16 protein-coding genes are annotated in these 18,041 nt (G+C 39.2%); 6 read left to right on the plus strand and 10 right to left on the minus strand.

Annotated features, from left to right (window positions below):
* Nucleotides 1–44: 44 nt before the first annotated feature.
* Entirely contained in the window at nt 45–260 is a 216-nt protein-coding gene (locus tag BM107_RS01965) for a hypothetical protein (protein ID WP_090979703.1), read from the minus strand.
* A gap of 248 nt (nt 261–508) precedes the next feature.
* Here BM107_RS01965 and BM107_RS01970 point away from each other — a divergent pair, with 248 nt between their 5' ends.
* A complete protein-coding gene (locus BM107_RS01970) occupies nt 509–1,090 on the plus strand; it encodes a DUF4142 domain-containing protein (RefSeq protein ID WP_090979982.1) in 582 nt (193 codons plus the stop codon).
* 498 nt (nt 1,091–1,588) lie between these two features.
* Here BM107_RS01970 and BM107_RS01975 read toward each other — a convergent pair whose 3' ends face one another.
* Nucleotides 1,589–2,263: a competence protein gene (locus BM107_RS01975; protein WP_244278699.1), complete on the minus strand. Its 675-nt coding sequence runs from the start codon at nt 2,261–2,263 to the stop codon at nt 1,589–1,591.
* Between the two features lie 601 nt (nt 2,264–2,864).
* Between BM107_RS01975 and BM107_RS01980 the strand changes: the two genes are divergently transcribed.
* The 3 genes from BM107_RS01980 to BM107_RS01990 all read left to right on the plus strand — a co-directional run bounded on the left by BM107_RS01980 (nt 2,865) and on the right by BM107_RS01990 (nt 6,557).
* Nucleotides 2,865–3,083 carry a DUF6965 family protein gene (locus BM107_RS01980; RefSeq protein WP_090979705.1) on the plus strand — a complete coding sequence of 73 codons (219 nt, stop codon included), beginning with the start codon at nt 2,865–2,867 and terminating at the stop codon, nt 3,081–3,083.
* A gap of 187 nt (nt 3,084–3,270) precedes the next feature.
* Nucleotides 3,271–5,358: a phosphate acetyltransferase gene (pta, locus tag BM107_RS01985; protein ID WP_090979707.1), complete on the plus strand. Its 2,088-nt coding sequence runs from the start codon at nt 3,271–3,273 to the stop codon at nt 5,356–5,358.
* 2 nt (nt 5,359–5,360) lie between these two features.
* Entirely contained in the window at nt 5,361–6,557 is a 1,197-nt protein-coding gene (locus tag BM107_RS01990) for an acetate/propionate family kinase (protein WP_090979709.1), read from the plus strand.
* A 65-nt stretch (nt 6,558–6,622) separates the two neighbouring features.
* Here BM107_RS01990 and BM107_RS01995 read toward each other — a convergent pair whose 3' ends face one another.
* Together BM107_RS01995 and BM107_RS02000 are read right to left on the minus strand one after the other, a co-directional pair.
* Complete coding sequence (locus BM107_RS01995; RefSeq protein ID WP_090979711.1) at nt 6,623–7,006, minus strand: VOC family protein; 384 nt, start codon at nt 7,004–7,006, stop codon at nt 6,623–6,625.
* Between the two features lie 91 nt (nt 7,007–7,097).
* On the minus strand, nt 7,098–7,610 hold the full coding sequence (locus BM107_RS02000; protein WP_244278700.1) for a DinB family protein: 513 nt from the start codon (nt 7,608–7,610) through the stop codon (nt 7,098–7,100).
* Between the two features lie 76 nt (nt 7,611–7,686).
* Here BM107_RS02000 and BM107_RS02005 point away from each other — a divergent pair, with 76 nt between their 5' ends.
* Nucleotides 7,687–8,760 carry an aminotransferase class V-fold PLP-dependent enzyme gene (locus BM107_RS02005; RefSeq protein ID WP_090979715.1) on the plus strand — a complete coding sequence of 358 codons (1,074 nt, stop codon included), beginning with the start codon at nt 7,687–7,689 and terminating at the stop codon, nt 8,758–8,760.
* On the opposite strand, the gene BM107_RS02010 is transcribed toward BM107_RS02005, so the two are convergent.
* The 5 genes from BM107_RS02010 to BM107_RS02030 are packed head-to-tail and all read right to left on the minus strand — an operon-like array spanning nt 8,757 to nt 14,794.
* On the minus strand, nt 8,757–9,731 hold the full coding sequence (locus tag BM107_RS02010) for an L-histidine N(alpha)-methyltransferase (protein WP_090979717.1): 975 nt from the start codon (nt 9,729–9,731) through the stop codon (nt 8,757–8,759). The genes BM107_RS02005 and BM107_RS02010 overlap by 4 nt on opposite strands.
* Before the next feature lie 7 nt (nt 9,732–9,738).
* Nucleotides 9,739–10,887 carry an ergothioneine biosynthesis protein EgtB gene (gene egtB, locus BM107_RS02015; protein ID WP_090979719.1) on the minus strand — a complete coding sequence of 383 codons (1,149 nt, stop codon included), beginning with the start codon at nt 10,885–10,887 and terminating at the stop codon, nt 9,739–9,741.
* A complete protein-coding gene (locus BM107_RS02020) occupies nt 10,887–12,458 on the minus strand; it encodes an ABC transporter permease/substrate-binding protein (protein ID WP_090979721.1) in 1,572 nt (523 codons plus the stop codon). Before BM107_RS02020 ends, egtB begins: the two co-directional genes overlap by 1 nt.
* Entirely contained in the window at nt 12,451–13,410 is a 960-nt protein-coding gene (locus BM107_RS02025; protein ID WP_090979723.1) for an ABC transporter ATP-binding protein, read from the minus strand. The genes BM107_RS02020 and BM107_RS02025 overlap by 8 nt, the downstream gene beginning before the upstream one ends.
* 1 nt (nt 13,411) lies before the next feature.
* Nucleotides 13,412–14,794: a mercuric reductase gene (locus tag BM107_RS02030; RefSeq protein WP_090979726.1), complete on the minus strand. Its 1,383-nt coding sequence runs from the start codon at nt 14,792–14,794 to the stop codon at nt 13,412–13,414.
* Nucleotides 14,795–14,969: 175 nt separating this feature from the next.
* On the opposite strand from BM107_RS02030, the gene BM107_RS25160 reads away from it, so the two are divergent.
* Nucleotides 14,970–15,104 carry a hypothetical protein gene (locus BM107_RS25160; protein ID WP_262987370.1) on the plus strand — a complete coding sequence of 45 codons (135 nt, stop codon included), beginning with the start codon at nt 14,970–14,972 and terminating at the stop codon, nt 15,102–15,104.
* A 373-nt stretch (nt 15,105–15,477) separates the two neighbouring features.
* Here the strand turns inward: BM107_RS25160 and BM107_RS02035 are convergent, their stop codons facing one another.
* Nucleotides 15,478–18,039: a M1 family metallopeptidase gene (locus BM107_RS02035; protein WP_090979987.1), complete on the minus strand. Its 2,562-nt coding sequence runs from the start codon at nt 18,037–18,039 to the stop codon at nt 15,478–15,480.
* Nucleotides 18,040–18,041: the final 2 nt, after the last annotated feature.

Consider the following 18,041-nt stretch of genomic DNA (forward strand, 5'->3'; position numbering starts at 1 on the left):
ACGGGTATCTTAATGCGATAGAAAGGCAACTAAATAAGTCCATATCAAAGCATTAAGATGCCCATCGATAGATCAAGTTGCGCATGACAAACGTCGCCAAATTTAATGTTCTCGCCATTACTGAATCTGTTATTTTGAGACAGACTTTCTTCAATAAACTCAGCATAACAAGTGCTGCTTAATATATTCCCTGAATTTCGGTTCCTTCGCTCACGGTTTGTTTCGATAGCTATCAAAACGATATTGAAAAATTTCAGCATGATGGTTAAAAAAGATATTGCATTACCACCTCTTCTACCCTTTCAACGGAATTCTGGCATATGGTTTAAAATTACTCCATCGCTTTTCAGTTAAAACAGTTACTTTCTTCGCTGTTCCATCGTAAACTTCCCGACTTAAGAAAGATAGTTTTCTAAACAGCTGCTTGTTATACGATTTAGTTATTCTCAAAAGCTCAAAACCCTTTCCTGCCGGATCGTGTTATGCATATACAACAAAAACAATGTATATGAAAAAGTTTATTTATGTTATGGCTATTTCCGCCCTCGCCTTTCAGGCCTGTAATGGCGGGAACAAAGATGCCAAAGAAAGTGCTGATAGTTTAAATATGGCAAAAGACACGACTACCAATGCTGCCGCTACCGGAGGAATTGCAGTAGAAGAAGCTGATGCCAAATTTACCACAGAGGCAGCTGTTGGCGGAATGGCAGAAGTAGAATTGGGAAAAATGGCCCTCGAAAAAAGCAGTAATCCGCAAGTTAAAGAATTTGCAACAATGATGGTTAAAGATCATGGTATGGCAAATACAGAGTTAATGGCGATTGCAAAACAAAAAAACATTACCCTTCCTAGTACTGTAGATGATGAGCATAAGAAAAAAATGGAAGACCTGAGCAAAAAGACAGGTACTGATTTTGATAAAGCTTATGTAAGCGCCATGGTTGATGGACACAAGTCTACCTTAAAATTAATGGAAGATGAATCAAAAGATGGTAAAGACGCAGATCTTAAAGCTTTTGCAACTAAGACCGCACCAATTGTTCAAAGCCACTTACAAATGATCAATAAAATTAATGATAGCATGAAATAACATGCTTTAAAAGTTATCATGGGAGAAGGAACGGTATATCGCACCTTCTCTGCATGATGATTTCTTTGAAAAGCCTTCTAAACCGGCTGTAGTAAATTACTTAAAACCAATACTCTATCCCCCAACTCATTTCTAATTTTCGTTACATCTTTCCAGTTTTATTAAAATTATTAATAGCCTGAGTTCGATCCATAATGTGCTTTAATTTGGGTTCATTGGTACTTTGTATGAACGTTCGTCACCCTGAACTTGTTTCAGGGTCTTTATAGCAAGGCGTTTTAACGGAAAAGATGCTGAAATAAATTCAGCACGACGAAACGGCTAGCAATTTGTTCTAATAAAGCTTATTAATTTTTAAATATTAATCGAACTTAGGTTAATAGGCCCATTTGTACGCTATTCTAATTTAGAAGATTTCTCGACTTCACTTCGTTTCGCTCGAAATGACGTCCTTTACATCCTTGAAAAGAATAATTTCACCACTACATCTACAAATTTCTAAAGCTCTGGTGGCGTATGCCAATCAATAAACGATTTTCTGCTCATCATTTTCAAATAAGGATAATCTCCATTCAATTGTTTTCGCTGTTTGAGCTCATATAAAAAATGTCCACCTAAATCAACAATGATTCTCGCAGTAGCAGCATACCATACACTATGAGGCTGTTTCCAACAAAAAGAATATAAATCGGAAGTGAGTTTAATTCCTTTCAGTTCGGGATGATAAAAGTTAAGTATTTTTGGATTGGCTAATCCCTGCATAACCTCCACTTTCCGAACCATTGAAAGGTGATCGGAATGACAAAACTCATATTCTGATAACTTGGGATCATCCACATCAGGAAGGTGCTTCAATATTTTAAAGCCCTTAAATTTCTTACCATTCAATACCCATATCAAATTTGGATAAAAAGACTCCCTGCTGTTCAGTTCTGCAAGTGTTAGCGGCGAATTTTGAAACTCGATGGTATAACCAGATGGAGTAAATATATCTGCCCGGTGAAGATCGGAATTGGCAGCATCATAAAAGGCAACTTCTCTAAATGATGGTGGAAAAGCCAGCTTCCAATCGCGGTGCCAGGCCGTTTCCTTTCTGTAATGTTCCTTTTTAATTAATGGAATACCCGGAACTACTTCATCACCAGAAACATCTCTTCTGACTGCATTATCCATTCTCTGCATTTACAATAAAAAATCAATTAGGGAAACACAAAGCTAAACTAAAATTTTTAGTACAACAAGCCTCATTTACGCTTTATTAAACCACAACTTACAACGCGTAAGGGACCAAGCACACAGGCTTGAGCATTCGGAATCTGTCTTTTGTTAAACCGCGAAGTACGCAAAGTAATACGCCGAGCGCACAAAGAGTTGGATGCATATCTTTAAAAACTTTGATCTTCGGACCTCCGGCATCAGACTTCGGACTTTCACTAACCACAAAGGACACAAAGTAAAGGCACAAAGCACACAAAGTTAGGTGCCTATTATCTGAAACCCTTTCTTCTGACCTCCGACACTCGACTTCGGACTTTTATCAACTACAAAGGACACACAGTAAGGGCACCGAGCACACAAAGTTGGGCGACTATTATCTAAAACCCTATCTTCGGACCTCCGACACCAGACTTCGGACTTTTATTAACCACAAAGAATACAAAGTAAAGGCACCGAGCACGCAAAGTTGGGCAGCCATTATCTGAAACCCTATCCCCGGACCTCCGGCATCGGACTTCTGACTTTTAGACTCCAAACTATTCGTTAACTTTGCAGTATGACTATCCAAGAAATACAGCAGTTAGAAGATTTTTTTGCCCAGGCCGGTAAACAGCAGGTTCCAATTTATCTTAATGAGGCCACAGTAATTACCGATTATGATCATTTTTTGGAAAGCCATCTTATGCCGCTAAAGCTCAATCCTGATGCAAAAGTAAACCAACCGCTTATTCACAGACTGAAAATGCTAAAGTTGCTGATTGAATCAAATGTTTAGGGTAGTAAAACTAAAGTAAATCACTCAACAGAATTGTTAATCCTAATCCGCTTTTGGAACCTGTAACGGACGCCCGGCAGTCCAACGCATACGGAACAATAAATAACTTCACCTACTTAGTTTTTAAATAAATATTTCCAACTATATTGGGCATAATTCGTTATTGATATGCATTTGCGCCTTTATTATGACTAAAAATATATTCATTGCTTCAGCCGAACCCTATACAGGCAAATCAGTAATTGCTTTCGGCATGATTAACATGTTGCTGGCTAAAACCCAAAAAGTGGGTTATTTTAAACCCATTATTGCCCAGGATGATCCTAATAAAAAGGACGAGCATGTAAAAGCCATGTTAGATTATTTTTCACTCCCGGTAAACTATGAAGATGCTTTTGCTTTTACCCGCCAGGAAATGCTCCACCAAGCAGAAGACAGTGGAGGAATTATCAATACCATCATCAGTAAATATAAAAAGCTTGAAGATAATTACGATTTTACCGTAATTGAAGGAAGCGACTTTTTAGGTGAAGGTATGGCTTTTGAGTTTGAATCGAATGCGTTAATGGCCAAAAACTTAGGTGCGCCTGTTTTAATAGTCGTGTCTGGTAAAAATAAAACGGCAAGTCAACTTTTTAAATCAGCCATCAATATCTACCGTAACTTTTTATTGCGCGATGTGCAGGTATTAGGCGTCGTGGCGAATATGGTAAATCCCGAAGAGGCTGACCGTATTAAGCAAGCTTTAAGCAATCAATTACCGGCTGAATTATTGATTGCAGTAATTCCAACCGAAACAGGCCTGCAAAGTCCGACCATGAATGAAATTACAGCTGCATTAGGTGGCGAGGTACTTTTCGGCACAGAACTGCTGGATAATCAGGTTGATAATTTTGTGACCGGTGCCATGATGTTACCTAATTTTTTACGGCATATTAAAGACAATTTGCTTATTGTGACGCCTGGTGATCGTGGTGATATCATTATCGGGGCACTTCAGGCGAATTTGTCAGCCAATTACCCTAAAATTGCCGGTATTGTGCTAACCGCAGGAAGTTTGCCGGATGAACCAATTATTAAACTCATTGAAGGTTTACAGACCATTATCCCCATTATAGCCGTACAAAAAGGAACTTTTGAAACCACGACCACTATTGGGGGAATCCATTCAAAAATTACTATTGAAAACAAGAAAAAAATTGCGCTGGCCATAGAGCTTTTTGAAAAATATGTAGATATCAAAGCATTAGATGATAAAATCATCACTTTTAGCTACCACGGCATCACCCCACACATGTTTCAATATCAACTCGTTAAATGGGCCAAACGCGATAAAAAACACATCGTTTTACCCGAAGGTAACGATGATCGGATTTTAAAAGCCGTAGAAAAACTCATCACGCAGGATATTGTAGACATTATCCTTTTAGGGGATCCTGTCGAAATAACCAACAACATCAAAAGGCTTGGATTAAACCTTGACATCAATAGCTTAAAGATACATAACCCTGCCCATTCAGTTCATTATGCCGATTATGTAAATACCTTACATGAATTGCGTAAAAACAAAAATGTAAATCTGGAAATGGCCAGAGACATGATGACCGATGTTTCTTATTTCGGAACCATGATGGTATACAAAGGTGATGCGGATGGAATGGTCTCCGGTGCCGTTCATACCACTCAGCATACCATCAGGCCCGCTTTACAATTTGTTAAAACAAAGCCAGGTGTATCCGTAGTTTCTTCTATTTTCTTTATGTGCCTGCCAGAACGCGTAGCCATATTCGGTGATTGCGCGGTTAATCCCAATCCTTCAGCGCAACAACTGGCAGAGATAGCCATCTCATCAGCAGAAAGCAGTGCCAAATTCGGTATTGAGCCACGTATTGCCATGTTATCTTATTCTTCAGGCACATCGGGCGAAGGTGAAGATGTAGAACGCGTAAGAGAAGCTACCGCTATAGTTAAAGCGAGGCATCCTGAATTAAAAATTGAAGGGCCAATACAATATGATGCTGCTGTAGACCCGCTTGTGGGTAAACAAAAACTCCCTGGATCTGAAGTAGCAGGCAGAGCCAGTGTATTGATTTTCCCTGATTTAAACACAGGGAATAATACCTATAAAGCCGTGCAACGCGAAACCGGCGCATTGGCCATAGGCCCAATGTTACAGGGCTTAAACAAACCGATAAACGATCTGAGTCGCGGTTGTACCGTAGACGATATCTTTAATACTGTTGTGATTACAGCAATTCAATGTCAAGACATTTAAATATGAACATTTTAGTCATCAACTCAGGAAGTAGTTCCTTAAAATACCAGCTCTTTAAAATGCCTGAAAAAGCGCCCGTTTGCAGTGGGCTGGCAGAACGTATTGGCATTGAGGGTTCTTTTATCAAACATACCGTTTACAACAAAGGCGAAAAACAAAGCATCGAAGCGCCTGGTTTTGTTGCTGATCATGGCGAAGCCTTAAAGCAGGTTTTAGCTTTATTAACCGAGGGAGATTATGCCGTAATTGCAAGTCCTGATGATATTGCAGCTGTGGGCCACCGGGTAGTACATGGCGGTGAACATTTTTCCGGCCCGACAATAATTACAGAAGAGGTAAAGCATCAGATCAAAAAACTTTTTTCCCTTGCGCCATTGCACAACCCTGTGAACTATAAATGTATTGAAGTAGCAGAACAGACTTTTGTAAACGCAAAACAGATCGCGGTATTTGATACAGCTTTTCACCAAACTATACCCGAACAAGCCTACCGTTACGCCATTCCGGAATCGTATTACAAAGAAGATGGCATTAGGGTATATGGGTTTCATGGCACGAGCCATAAATATGTAAGTGAGCAGGCGGTTAATTGGCTGGGGCAAAAAGAAAGTAAAATCATCAGTGTTCATTTAGGTAATGGTTGCAGCATCACAGCTATTAAAAATGGCAAATCAGTAGACACCAGTATGGGTTTTGGCCCTTTAAGCGGGTTAATGATGGGTACGCGGTCCGGAGATATTGATCCATCTGTTATTTTCCATTTAATGGAACATTCGGGATATACATTGTCACAATTGAGTACGCTGGTCAACAAACAGTCTGGCCTTCTGGGCGTGGGCGGCTCAAGCGATATGCGCGACATTAGAAAAATGGTAAATGAAGGCGAAAAAGCTGCTGTTTTAGCCATCAAACTATATGCCTACCGGATTAAGAAATTTATCGGGGCTTATGCTGCTGTATTGAATGGCATAGATGCTATCGTATTTACTGCAGGTGTTGGTGAAAATGACAGCCAGATGCGGGAAGCGGTATGCTCGGAACTCGAATATTTGGGCATTGAATTAGATCAGGAACTTAATGCCACTTATAAAGGCGAATTAAAAGAGATTAGCGCCGTAACCGCCAAGGTAAAGATATTGGTAATTCCAACTAATGAAGAATATGAAATTGCCCATCAATGTTTTGGGCTCGCGGGCTAAATACAAGACTTCCGAAGCTTATGCAATCGTTTTACGCTTTGCCAAACTTCGGAAGTCTGGCTAACTCAGGCGTTTTGCAAAACAGACAAGATGTTACCTGACGGATCTCTGAACCAGGCAATAGCCGGGCCGCCATTTCCACGAGAAATACCTTTTTGATCGGTTTTGATCGATTCCTGATGGTAAATCTCAAACTTAACTCCTTTGGCAATCAATTCGTCAACAGCCTGATCTATATTTTCGACCGGAAAGTTGAGTACTGTAAAAGTTGCCGGAACATGATTCGGTTTTGGATAAAGCAAGATATTTGAGGAACCGGAAACCACCACTTCAATCACTCCCATTGGGTTATCTTTAACTTCAAGGCCCAATACGTCCTGATAAAATTCTTTTGCTTTCTGTATATCATCTACAGAAAAGGAACTGAATGCTTTTGAGTTTTGTAACATAACTTAATTGTTTAATTATTTGAAGAACGGACGGATTATTTTGTCAGATTAGCATATTCATATCAACTGATATAGCATACATTTCACTATATTAATTTTTCCATGCTCCCAACAGGCGCCTGATGATGACGATTTCAGCAATATGGTAAGCATTATGATCAGCAATCTGCAAAGCTTCAGTCAAAATACGCTGCCCATCACCATGTGGTATATGGCTGTATAGGTCTGACGAATCCAAAAGCGCTATAAATGCCTGCAGATCATCATCTATTTGACTTAATGCGTTACTCCAGGTTGCTTCATCTTTTGGCGCAAGTTCTTTTGGCCAATATCCATCAGGCCATTTTGGCGATTGATGGCTTCCGTCTCTGCTAAATTCCAGCATATCCCACTGGGCAATTCTAATATGTTCTACCAATTGCCAGATGCTGTATGGCAAATGATCGGGCTTTTCACCTAAAAGATCAAAAGGCAGACCGGCTACAGCATCCTTAAACCCTACATGCGCTCCGCCCCCTTGTAAAAGTTTTTTTAATTCAGTAATCAATATTGCGGTTTCATTTTCCATCATAATGTACTTCTTTAGAAAAAGAACAATTCTCATTCTCATAGGTTTGTATAAAAATTGATTTTGGATAACAGCATTTACTTTTTAATGCATAATTCCTTTAATTTGGGTCATGAAGCGATCATTCCCCATTTTACAAAAGTACACTTATCTGAACACCGCCAATTCTGGTATTTTATCGGAAAGCTTAGCAGAATGGCGGGTAAAGCACGACGAAGCATTTATGGCTGATGGGAGCATTTTCAGAATGAAAAATCTTACTCTTATCGCTAACCTCAAAAATAACATCGCTACACTTTTTGGATCAAAGCCCGAAAACACCTATCTCGTTCAAAATTTTTCAATAGGCTTCAATATTTTATTGAATGGGTTGGATAGCCATCATCGTTTTTTACTGTTAGCGGAAGAATATCCCTCGGTGAGTTTCCCCATAATGAGTATGGGTTTTGATTATCATCAGGTAACCATTAATGAAAAATTAGAAGGGAATATCGTAAATGCCATTGAAAAATTTAAACCAACCATTCTGGCTTTTAGCATGGTACAATACATCAGCGGTTTAAGAATGGATGAAGACTTTATCAAAAAAATAAAAACTGCCTATCCTGATCTGTTATTGGTCGGAGATGGTACTCAGTTTTTAGGCACTACTGCCTTCAACTTTGAGAAATCGGGTTTAGATGCGTTGATTGGCAGTGGATACAAATGGCTTCTGGCCGGATATGGAAATGGTTATGTCATGTTATCCGATCAGATGAAAGATGTAATCTATATAAAAAATAAGGCAGTTAGCATACCCTCAATGCCGTTTTTAAATGAAAAAGATCCTTTATCAATGTATTTTGAGCCTGGACACCTGGATACCTTAAACTTCGGCTCCTTAAATGAGAGTTTAAATGACCTGGGTGCAGTGGGTTTCGACGCCATTGAAAAGAATACGCAAGCGCTCAGTAATCAGGCAAGATTAGCATTAAATTCCAGAGGCTTAGTTCCCGATTGGATGCTTGACCGAAAGTATCAGTCTGCTATCATGAGTATGCCCCTGGATCAGGAAGTGGTAGATAAATTGATGTCAGCTAAAATCATTTGCTCTGCAAGGGGCGCCGGCACCAGAATTTCTTTCCATTATTATAATACGGAAGAAGATTTAAACCGGCTGCTTGAGGTTTTAGATGACTGGCGTTAATCTACCCTCCAAATGGCATCCACAAAATAATGCTTCTGATCAAAAAAGCTTTGAAGCGGCTTAAAACCCGTTTTTGCTGCCAATTTATTAATGTCTTCCAAGGAATACTTTTGTGAAATTTCCATATGTATGTATTCATTTTCCGAAAAATGAATCACCTGCCGACCTATATTCACGATCTGATTTTGCAAACTGATCAGATAACTTTTACAGGCTCCTGATGCCGGATCGTAACTGGCGTAATGCTCGAATTGATCGATGTTAAAATCACCATCGAGTTCTTTATTGATGCGACGAAGCAGATTAAGATTGAAAGACCTGGTAATTCCACCTTTATCATTATAGGCCGCAAGGATCTGCTGTGGATTTTTTTTAAGGTCAAAGCCGATAATGACGAGGTCGTTTGGAGAAAGCAATTGCTTTAGCGAAAGACAGAAACTTTCAGCATCAGCAACAGTCATATTACCAATATTTGCCCCCATAAACAATACTACTTTTCTACGATGGGAAAGTTCGGCGGCCTTTTGCAGCATGTCAAAATAATCGCCATTTAATCCCGTGATATCCAACGAAGGCAGTTTTTTGGGTAGGTTTTCTTCCAGATCAGAAATAACGTGTTCAGAAATATCAATAGGAAAATAGCTAAATTCCATTTTGGCATCCAACAGGGACTTTAATAGATGAATAGACTTGGTAGCATCGCCGGCGCCCAATTCGATCAGATCGAAAGCCGTCCCGTCTGCAGATATGGCCTGTGAAAGCTGTGCAGACTGATTTTGGAGAATCTCCATTTCGGCATTGGTTAGATAATACTCTTCCATTTCCATAATCTGCTGAAATATGCGGTCTCCGGTAGCATCATAAAAATACTTGGAAAGCATGAATTTAGGTTCAGATTGTAGCCCCGCCAGGGTTTCATGAAGAAATTGCGTTTTGTTGCTGGTTGATATTTCAATGGTAGTTGTGCTCATAACATTTTTATTTTACCAGGCGTATGCCTGTATATTGCCATCTTAAATGGGGATGAAAAAAGTTTCTATACGTAATGCGTGAATGATTTTGAGGTGTAGCGATGGAAGCGCCACGAAGTACTTTTTGATTGACCATAAACTTGCCATTATATTCACCAATGGCACCTGGCGCCTTGCTGAAACCAGGATAAGCGAGGTAAGCGCTTTCGGTCCATTCCCACCTTTCACCCCAATTAAAATGTTTCGCCGCCACTTCCCAATCAAATTCGGTGGGCAAACGCATGCCTTTCCAACTGGCATAAGCATAAGACTCATAATAGCTGATATGGCTAACCGGCGCATTTAAATCAACGGGCAAAAGTCCGCCTAGCGTATAATTAAACCATTCGCCATCCATCAGATGCCAATACATGGGTGAGGCGATGTGGTTACTTTTCACCCAATCCCAACCCTCTGAATGCCAATAGTTAAAATTTTCATAACCACCTGCATGGATAAATTCCAAAAATTCTGCATTGGTTACCAATGTTTTACTGATGGCAAAATCGTGCAGATAAACCTGATGCCTGTTTAATTCATTATCGAAACTGAAACCTGTCCCATCATAACCGATTTCGTAAACCCCTGCCGGAATGTCAATCCAGCCCGGCTCATTTTGGATCACTGAAACTTCTTTTTTATCTTTAACATAAACCGGGAATAAAGGATTATTGCCCAAAATATATTTAATATCGGTTAACAGTAATTCCTGGTGCTGTTGCTCATGATTAAAACCTAAAACCAATAATTCTCTAACCTCGTCATTTAACGCGTTAGCTAGAAAATTTACCATGGCTTCATCTACATAAGCCCGGTATTGATAAATTTCATTCACACCAGGGCGGCTTAAATTGCCACGATCGGTACGGATTACCCTATTGCCAACGGTTTCATAATAACTGTTGAAAACAAAATTATAATCATCATTATATACCTGATAATTAGACGAAAACGGTTTTAATATAAAGGTTTCGAAGAACCAGGTAGTGTGACCTAAATGCCATTTTGGCGGACTCACATCTACAACAGGTTGTACTACATAATCTTCAGTTTGTAAGGGTTCACAAACCTGTTCGGAATATTTCCTAATCTGTAAGTATTCTTCTACTAGTGTCATTAATTTTTATCCAGGTAGTTTTTAAGGTCTGTGATGGTATTAACATTCAGCGCTGTGGATTGTTTTCTCCGCATCATTAAAGCGTAAGAATTATTGAAACCAATGGGCTTGAGCCATTTGATTTTAAACCTTTTTTCAAATTCTGCACTTACATAACGGTAAGTTTTCTCTTTATCACGGGCCATTTCCTTTGCAATTATCGGATCTGGCTGCAATAACACCAACAAGCCTGTACCGGTGTATTCTGGATAAAAATCGATTTGATTATTCACAAGTGCGTCGAAACAGATCTTCGTTCCGCCCAGACCGGTTTTGGTGGAAACATTGTAATCCGTATAGCCTTTAATCAGCATGCTGTATATTTCAGCAAGAATATATTGCTCACCGAAAATCTTCGAACCGATCCGCACAGTGCCCCTATTTCCATTTTTAGATGTTTTATATAAGCCCTTGCTGATCAGGAAGTCTTTAGCTACCTGCTCAGGCTGTTGATGAAGATAATCAGTTCTATAGTTCAGATCGGTCATGACCGAATCGGTAATTTTACCGGAGAGCAGATTCAAAGTTTTTTCCAGTTCCGGAAATTGTTTTAACGCTTCATTCCTGACAATGGGCGCAGCAAAATAAGGCGGAAAAATGTTTTTGTCATCCTTTAAGATCCTCAGGTCAAATGCCTTTAAACGTCCGTCAGTAGAATAACCGCTGATGACATCCAGTTCTTTCGCGTAAGCCGCCTTATACATCACGGCATCGCTGATCACAATGGTATGGATTTTTAAGCCATAAGTTGATTTCAATCCGAGGTCTCCATCCTGCCTGCCCATAAATTCGGGTGTAAACCCAGCTGTTAAAGTTGATCCATAAGCTGAGGGTAACGCATAAAATGCGCCTAATGCCAAAATCACCACAGGAAAAATGTACAAAGCTTTTCTCAATTTTCTGACATCCATTTTTTGAACAAGCGAAAGTAAAGCATCAAGTACAATCGCCAATAGGGCGGCCGGAATGGCTCCGCCCAAAATCATGTTCGTGTTATTGAGTGAGATGCCGCCAAAAATAAATTCACCCAGGCCTCCTGCAGCAATAAATGAAGCCAATGTAGCCACTCCTACATTAATTACAGTCGCGGTACGGATGCCTGCTAAAATAACGGGCATGGCGAGGGGTAACTCCACTTTTAACAAAACCTGGCTTTTACTCATCCCCATGGCCCTGGCTGCCTCTTTAACATGTAAATCGATACCGATAATGCCCGTATAAGTATTTCTGATGATCGGTAGCAAAGCATAAATCAGCAGGGCCACAATCGCTGGTTTGGCACCGATGCCCAAAACAGGAATCATAAACCCCAGAAGAGCAATACTCGGAATGGTTTGTAATATACCGGCAACACCCAAAACCATTCCTGAAAGTTTCCGCTTTCTCGCGATGAGTATGCCTAATGGTAAACCGACGGCAATAGCAAGGGTTAAAGAAATAAAAGTTAGCCCTACATGTTGTAAGGTTTGGCTGAACAATTTATCAGACTGCCCAGACATAAACTGCCATAAGGTCTGCTGTTGCTCATTCATGCTGTTGTGCGTTTCGATATTGGTTGAATGCCGTTGTTAACTGCCCGAAATTGACGGACTTGACCGTATTGCTCGCGTCTGATACAAACAGCTCATCCCCATCCTTTTTCCGTAATGATTCCATAGCTTCCCAGATACTTAAACCAGCGGTTTCACTTTTTCCCTCGTAATTTATTTCTTCAGGTAGATAACACCAAATATCCTGTATATTAACCACTTTAAATTCTAACACCAATCTTTGTCCGGCAAGAAAATTCTTTGCGATATCATTTATTGGCTGAAATAATAATTCTTTGGGCGTACCGATCTGAACCACCTCACCCTTATCCAACAAACAGATCCGGTCTGCAAGCTCAAAAGCTTCCAGTACATCATGTGTCACCATCACAATCGTTTTCCTTCTCAACTCTTCTAAAGCTTTAAATTCTTTTTGGATACTGGTTCGGGTAAGATTATCTAAGGCTCCAAATGGCTCATCCATCAACAATACCGGTGGATCGGCAATCAGCGCACGTGCCAGACCTACACGTTGTTGCTGTCCGCCACTTAATTCATGCGGATACATTGCTAAGGTACTTTCCGGAAGATGAAGTTTTTCAATAAGCGCTTTTGTGTGGCTTTTAGTTTTTGCCTTATCCCATTTCAACATATCCGGTATAAGTGCAATATTTTCAGCTATGGTATAATGTGGAAAAAGCCCGATATTCTGCATCACGTAACCGATTCCTTTTCGCAACACATCGGGATCCTGGTCGGTTACATTTTTACCATTGATCAGAATCTGTCCTGCGTCGGGTTCAATTAAACGATTGATCATTTTTAAAGTGGTGGTTTTACCACAGCCGCTGGTACCCAGCAATACCAGGGTTTCTCCGCTGGCTACATTAAAAGAGACTTGCTTTACCGCCTGGGTATTGCCAAATTTCTTGCTTATCTCTTTTAATTCAATCATATTATCTATCGAGTTTCATAAATAGGTTATTCAGCGATTCGGTATACGTAGGATGAGCAAGAACGCAGTACCTGATCCTGTCATAAGTGATATCTCCTTCCATGGCCATCTGCAAAACAGACATGATTTCACCGCCTTCCGAAGCCAGAATAGCTGCTCCTAAAATCTTTTTCGTCTCCGGATCTACAACCGCTTTCATCAAGCCCAGTGTCTCGTTGGTTTCTATCCCGCGTGCCACCTGCGACATTGGAATCACCGCTATTTCGTAATTTAATTTCTTTTCTTTTGCTTCCTTTTCCGAAATGCCGATTCTACCCAATTGCGGGTCGGTGAACATGCAATAAGGTACCGGGCGATCCTGAATAGAATATTTAGTCCCTTCAATCAGGTTACGGTAAACAATTGTGTAATCGTTATAGGCAATATGCGTAAAGGCAGGCCCACCTTTTACGTCTCCTAATGCGTAAATTCCTTTAATATTGGTTTCCAGTTTTTCATTCACCATTACATGGCCTTTATCATCCAATTTAACACCACAATTTTCGAGTCCCAGATCAGCGGTTTGAGGTACGCGTCCGGCTGCAACGAGCAAATGACTTGCCGTTATATCCTTTTTAGTTTTACCGGAACGGACTGTTATATGAAGCTGTTTTTTATCCTGATCGATTTTTTCAACCTTTACATCCGTAATAATTTCGATCTTCTCATCAGTTAAAATCTCTGTTAACGCTGAAGAGATGTCTTCATCTTCTTTTGCCAGTATACCCGCTGACTTTTCCAGAATGGTAACTCTACTACCAAAACGGCTAAACATTTGCCCAAACTCCAAACCAATATAATTACCACCAATTACAACTAAATGCTCCGGAACCGTTTCCAAATCAAGGATTGTTGTTGAGGTAAGATAATCAATTTGATCCAATCCTGCTATATCGGGTATAGCTGTTTTTGCACCGGTATTGATAAAAATCCAATCTGCAGTTACCTTTTCTTCTCCGCCATCATTAAGGGTAATGGTTAATTCCTGTTCTGCACTGAATTTTGCCGTTCCGAAAATAAGCTTGAGTCCATTTGTTTCAGTAATTCCTTTTTCTGATGAAGACCTGAATTGTTCTACAATATCATTTTTTCGTTGGACAATCTTCTTAAAGTCTATTTTAACAGATCCAATATCAACGCCTAAAGCTGAAGCTTTTTTAGCCTGGTGTACAGCCTTTGCAGAGGCAATCATTGCTTTGGTCGGTGTACAGCCATCATTGATACAGGTACCGCCAACCAATCTTTTTTCAATAAGAGCTGTTCTTTTACCGGCTTCGGCTAGTTTTTTAGCCAATGGTACACCGGCTTGCCCCGCCCCAATAATTATTGCGTCGTAATGTTTCATTGATGGAATTTGTTTTGTCGTAATAATAAACTACATAAACCAATCAATGTTTGCTAATTAATGATTTATTGTTGATTAACTATTGTAGATTATTTAAAAAAGTTACAAACTATCTTCGAAAATTAGCGTTAAATGAGGTAGGTAATTAAATTGACAAACGTAAAATCCCTAACTCATGCAAACGCAAACAGCAGAAAATACAAACCTTACCGTTTTTATTCAGGATGATACTTCTATTGAAGATAAAAGAGAAATTTTATTGAATGGTTTATTGGAAGATCTGAATAGCCAGACGGAATCTTTTAATTAAATTAGAAATAGCAGCCTGTGCTGTATTCCTTAAAATAGTCTTTCATATTAATTATGGATTTATATCAAATATTGAAATAACACATTTATTTCAGTAATCCTGAAACAAATGTGATTATTTCAGGATTAATAAAGCAGTTTTATTTTTCAAAAGAGTATTTGGAAATATTGTTTTCGGCAAATTAATTAAATAATGAAAAATAAAATGAAAAGATCTTTAATGATAGAATTGAGATTAAAATAACCATTAAAAAAGAAAAGGGCAAACAAATGAATGCTTACCCTTTTCAAATCTAAATTAACGCTCTCGCCACAAAGGTATAAAATCTTTTCGAATCTGTATACAACAAATTTAATTACAGAAAGCCTTAAGATTATTTCACGATCTGTTGTGCCCGCCGAAGGTTATCGGTTGCTTGCAAAATCTTATCTTTTAGATTTGGATTGTAAGCGGGATGAGATTTTAAGAAATCATTTACCACTTGGTTTGCTTCTTTACTGTTATAAGCAGAAAATGATGCTGCTAACCAGGATTGCGGAAAAAAGATGTCTCCTGTTTTCTGTATTTCGGCCAATAAATCCAAACTTTCTTTCAGGTAACGAATAGATGTTTTTTGCCTGATGGGATGATGCAAATAGGATAAAGCGGTGGTTACCCAGGCTTCTTTCTGGCGGTTTTTTCTATCTTTTAAGCCATTAAAAAAAAGATCCCTTTCATTAACATCCAAAGATAATGCAGGCATTAAATACATTAGCCTGTTTTTTCTGTCTTCGTTTTTAGTACGTGCCAACTGTTCTTTTAAGATGGTGTTTGCCGTATCTGTTTTAAGCGCCAGCGTTAAAGCAAGTGCGCTATAATCATCTTCTAACAATTTAACGCCATCTGGCGCTGTTTGCTTCTGCCAGATAGCATACATTCTTTTTCCAGCCTCAGCACTTAAATAAATATTTTGATAAGCATTAAACAAAATCTTCTTATTGTTCGGCATTTGCTGTTGCTCCATTGCGCTCCATATGTTACCTTCCATACTTTCGTACATGGTATTCCGTACTTCACCATTAAGAAAAACCCAATAAATATTCGTAAGATATCCGGTGATCAACCTTAGGTTCATTTCATTTTTCTCAACCGCTAATCCCTGCAGTAATAAGCCTAACAGTTCGTTTGGTTTATTGTCTTTGCCCGAAAGCATATTTTCATAGGCGTTGATATAAGCCGAGGCCCGTTCTAAAGGATCTTTGATGTGAAAAAGATTTGCCATCATCTCTTTCTCAATCGGGAAAAGGCCATATCCCGCGCCATTTGCATTAAATAAAATATATTGGGGTTTATGTAAACCTTTTGCCTCCACTAAATCTGTTTTAGCAGTTTTGGCATTTACCACAAGAATCTTATCACCAGTTGGGTAAACCAGCTTTACCGTAAAAGATTGCGGCCATACCCTCGGCTGTCCCATCTCAGTGTTTTGGCTCAGGCTAAAATGGCTTATTTTATCTTTCTCGTATTCAATATGATAACTAAAAACCGGTCTGCCAGGTTCATTTACCCAAACTTTATTCCAACTCAAGAGATCACTTTTACTGTGTTTGCTTAAAATGGCAATCAGATCGTTCCACGTAGCATTGCCATAACTATATTTTTTCAAATACTCCCTTATTCCCTTTTGAAAATCGTCTTTACCCATCAATAATTCCAACTGGCGCATCATAATCGGGGCTTTATGGTAAATGATATTTCCATACATGGATCCGGCTTCCTGTAAGTTATCCAGTTGCTGCCGAATGGGATTAGCCCCCAAAGTCCTGTCTACCCCATAAGCTGCAGGATAGTGATCCTGCAAAAACTTAAGGTCGAAGGTATTTTTTCCCATTAACTTTTCAGTAACCTTATCAGCCATAAAATTGGCAAAAACCTCTTTCATCCATACATCATTAAACCATTTCATGGTAACCAGATCGCCAAACCACATATGCGCTGTTTCATGCGAAATAAGATTAGAACGCGAAATAAACTGATCTTTAGTCGCACCTTGATCTAAAAACAATGAAGATGCTTTATATTGCACCTCACCCGGATGCTCCATTCCTCCAAACTGAAAATCAGGAATGCTTACAAAGCCAATTTTCTGAAAAGGATATTTAATTGCTGTCCAGTCTTCCAAAAAGTCAAGGGCATCACGGTGCGCAACGAAAACAGAATCTACACTAAATTTAATCTTTGTTGAATCGGTTTCACGGTGTAGAAATTCCATGTTGTGATTTTTCATTTTCCGATTGATGAGTGTGTATTTACCGGCTGTAAATGAAAACAAATAGGTGGGCAGTTTATCAGAACGATCAAAATGGTAAGTAATTGCTTTTTCCTGTACCACAGAATCTTTTTTGACCGCATTAGCCATTACTTTCCAATCTGTTGGAACGGTTAATGAGAGTAAAAAATCAGCCTTTAAATCGGGTTGATCGAAACAAGGAAAGACCGTCCTCGCATGATCAGGTACAAAAAGGGCGTACAAAAAATCTTTGTTTCTATTTAATGATTCATTGCCAGCTATGAATGCGGTTTCAATACGGTTGTTCCCAATCTTTAAATACTCCTTTTTAATTAAGATATGTTCTGCCTTAAAATCGATTGCGATGTTTTTTCCATTCACTGTTACCCGCTTGATATGATCTTCATTTGGCTTAAAGTCAACTTGCAGATGGAGTAACTTATTTAATTTAAAATCAATATTTTCAACTGCTTCAATTGAAGCTTTTTGTTCAGCTGGTATCGTAAAATGAAGCTTATAGCTAATGTTACTGATTGCAGCACTTCTGGCATTTGCCAATGCAAGCGATACCCCTGGTTCTACTATTACTGATTTTGGCTGTTGCTGCGCAAAACAGGTTGCAACCAGCAATGGTAAAGCACAAAAATATTTGACTATTGTATTCATTT

Origin of the sequence: Pedobacter suwonensis (assembly GCF_900111825.1) — a bacterium.
GTDB lineage: Bacteria > Bacteroidota > Bacteroidia > Sphingobacteriales > Sphingobacteriaceae > Pedobacter > Pedobacter suwonensis.

Excerpts from the sequence above, each read along its gene's own strand:
- BM107_RS02020 (WP_090979721.1), bottom strand. The coding sequence starts at position 12,458 with ATGAATGAGCAACAGCAGACCTTATGGCAGTTTATGTCTGGGCAGTCT.
- BM107_RS01980 (WP_090979705.1), top strand. The coding sequence starts at position 2,865 with ATGACTATCCAAGAAATACAGCAGTTAGAAGATTTTTTTGCCCAGGCC.
- BM107_RS02010 (WP_090979717.1), bottom strand. The coding sequence starts at position 9,731 with ATGAGCACAACTACCATTGAAATATCAACCAGCAACAAAACGCAATTT.
- BM107_RS01965 (WP_090979703.1), bottom strand. The coding sequence starts at position 260 with ATGCTGAAATTTTTCAATATCGTTTTGATAGCTATCGAAACAAACCGT.
- BM107_RS01970 (WP_090979982.1), top strand. The coding sequence starts at position 509 with ATGAAAAAGTTTATTTATGTTATGGCTATTTCCGCCCTCGCCTTTCAG.
- BM107_RS01975 (WP_244278699.1), bottom strand. The coding sequence starts at position 2,263 with ATGGATAATGCAGTCAGAAGAGATGTTTCTGGTGATGAAGTAGTTCCG.
- BM107_RS25160 (WP_262987370.1), top strand. The coding sequence starts at position 14,970 with ATGCAAACGCAAACAGCAGAAAATACAAACCTTACCGTTTTTATTCAG.
- BM107_RS02025 (WP_090979723.1), bottom strand. The coding sequence starts at position 13,410 with ATGATTGAATTAAAAGAGATAAGCAAGAAATTTGGCAATACCCAGGCG.
- BM107_RS01990 (WP_090979709.1), top strand. The coding sequence starts at position 5,361 with ATGAACATTTTAGTCATCAACTCAGGAAGTAGTTCCTTAAAATACCAG.
- BM107_RS02005 (WP_090979715.1), top strand. The coding sequence starts at position 7,687 with ATGAAGCGATCATTCCCCATTTTACAAAAGTACACTTATCTGAACACC.
- BM107_RS02035 (WP_090979987.1), bottom strand. The coding sequence starts at position 18,039 with ATGAATACAATAGTCAAATATTTTTGTGCTTTACCATTGCTGGTTGCA.
- BM107_RS02030 (WP_090979726.1), bottom strand. The coding sequence starts at position 14,794 with ATGAAACATTACGACGCAATAATTATTGGGGCGGGGCAAGCCGGTGTA.
- egtB (WP_090979719.1), bottom strand. The coding sequence starts at position 10,887 with ATGACACTAGTAGAAGAATACTTACAGATTAGGAAATATTCCGAACAG.
- pta (WP_090979707.1), top strand. The coding sequence starts at position 3,271 with ATGACTAAAAATATATTCATTGCTTCAGCCGAACCCTATACAGGCAAA.
- BM107_RS01995 (WP_090979711.1), bottom strand. The coding sequence starts at position 7,006 with ATGTTACAAAACTCAAAAGCATTCAGTTCCTTTTCTGTAGATGATATA.
- BM107_RS02000 (WP_244278700.1), bottom strand. The coding sequence starts at position 7,610 with ATGAGAATTGTTCTTTTTCTAAAGAAGTACATTATGATGGAAAATGAA.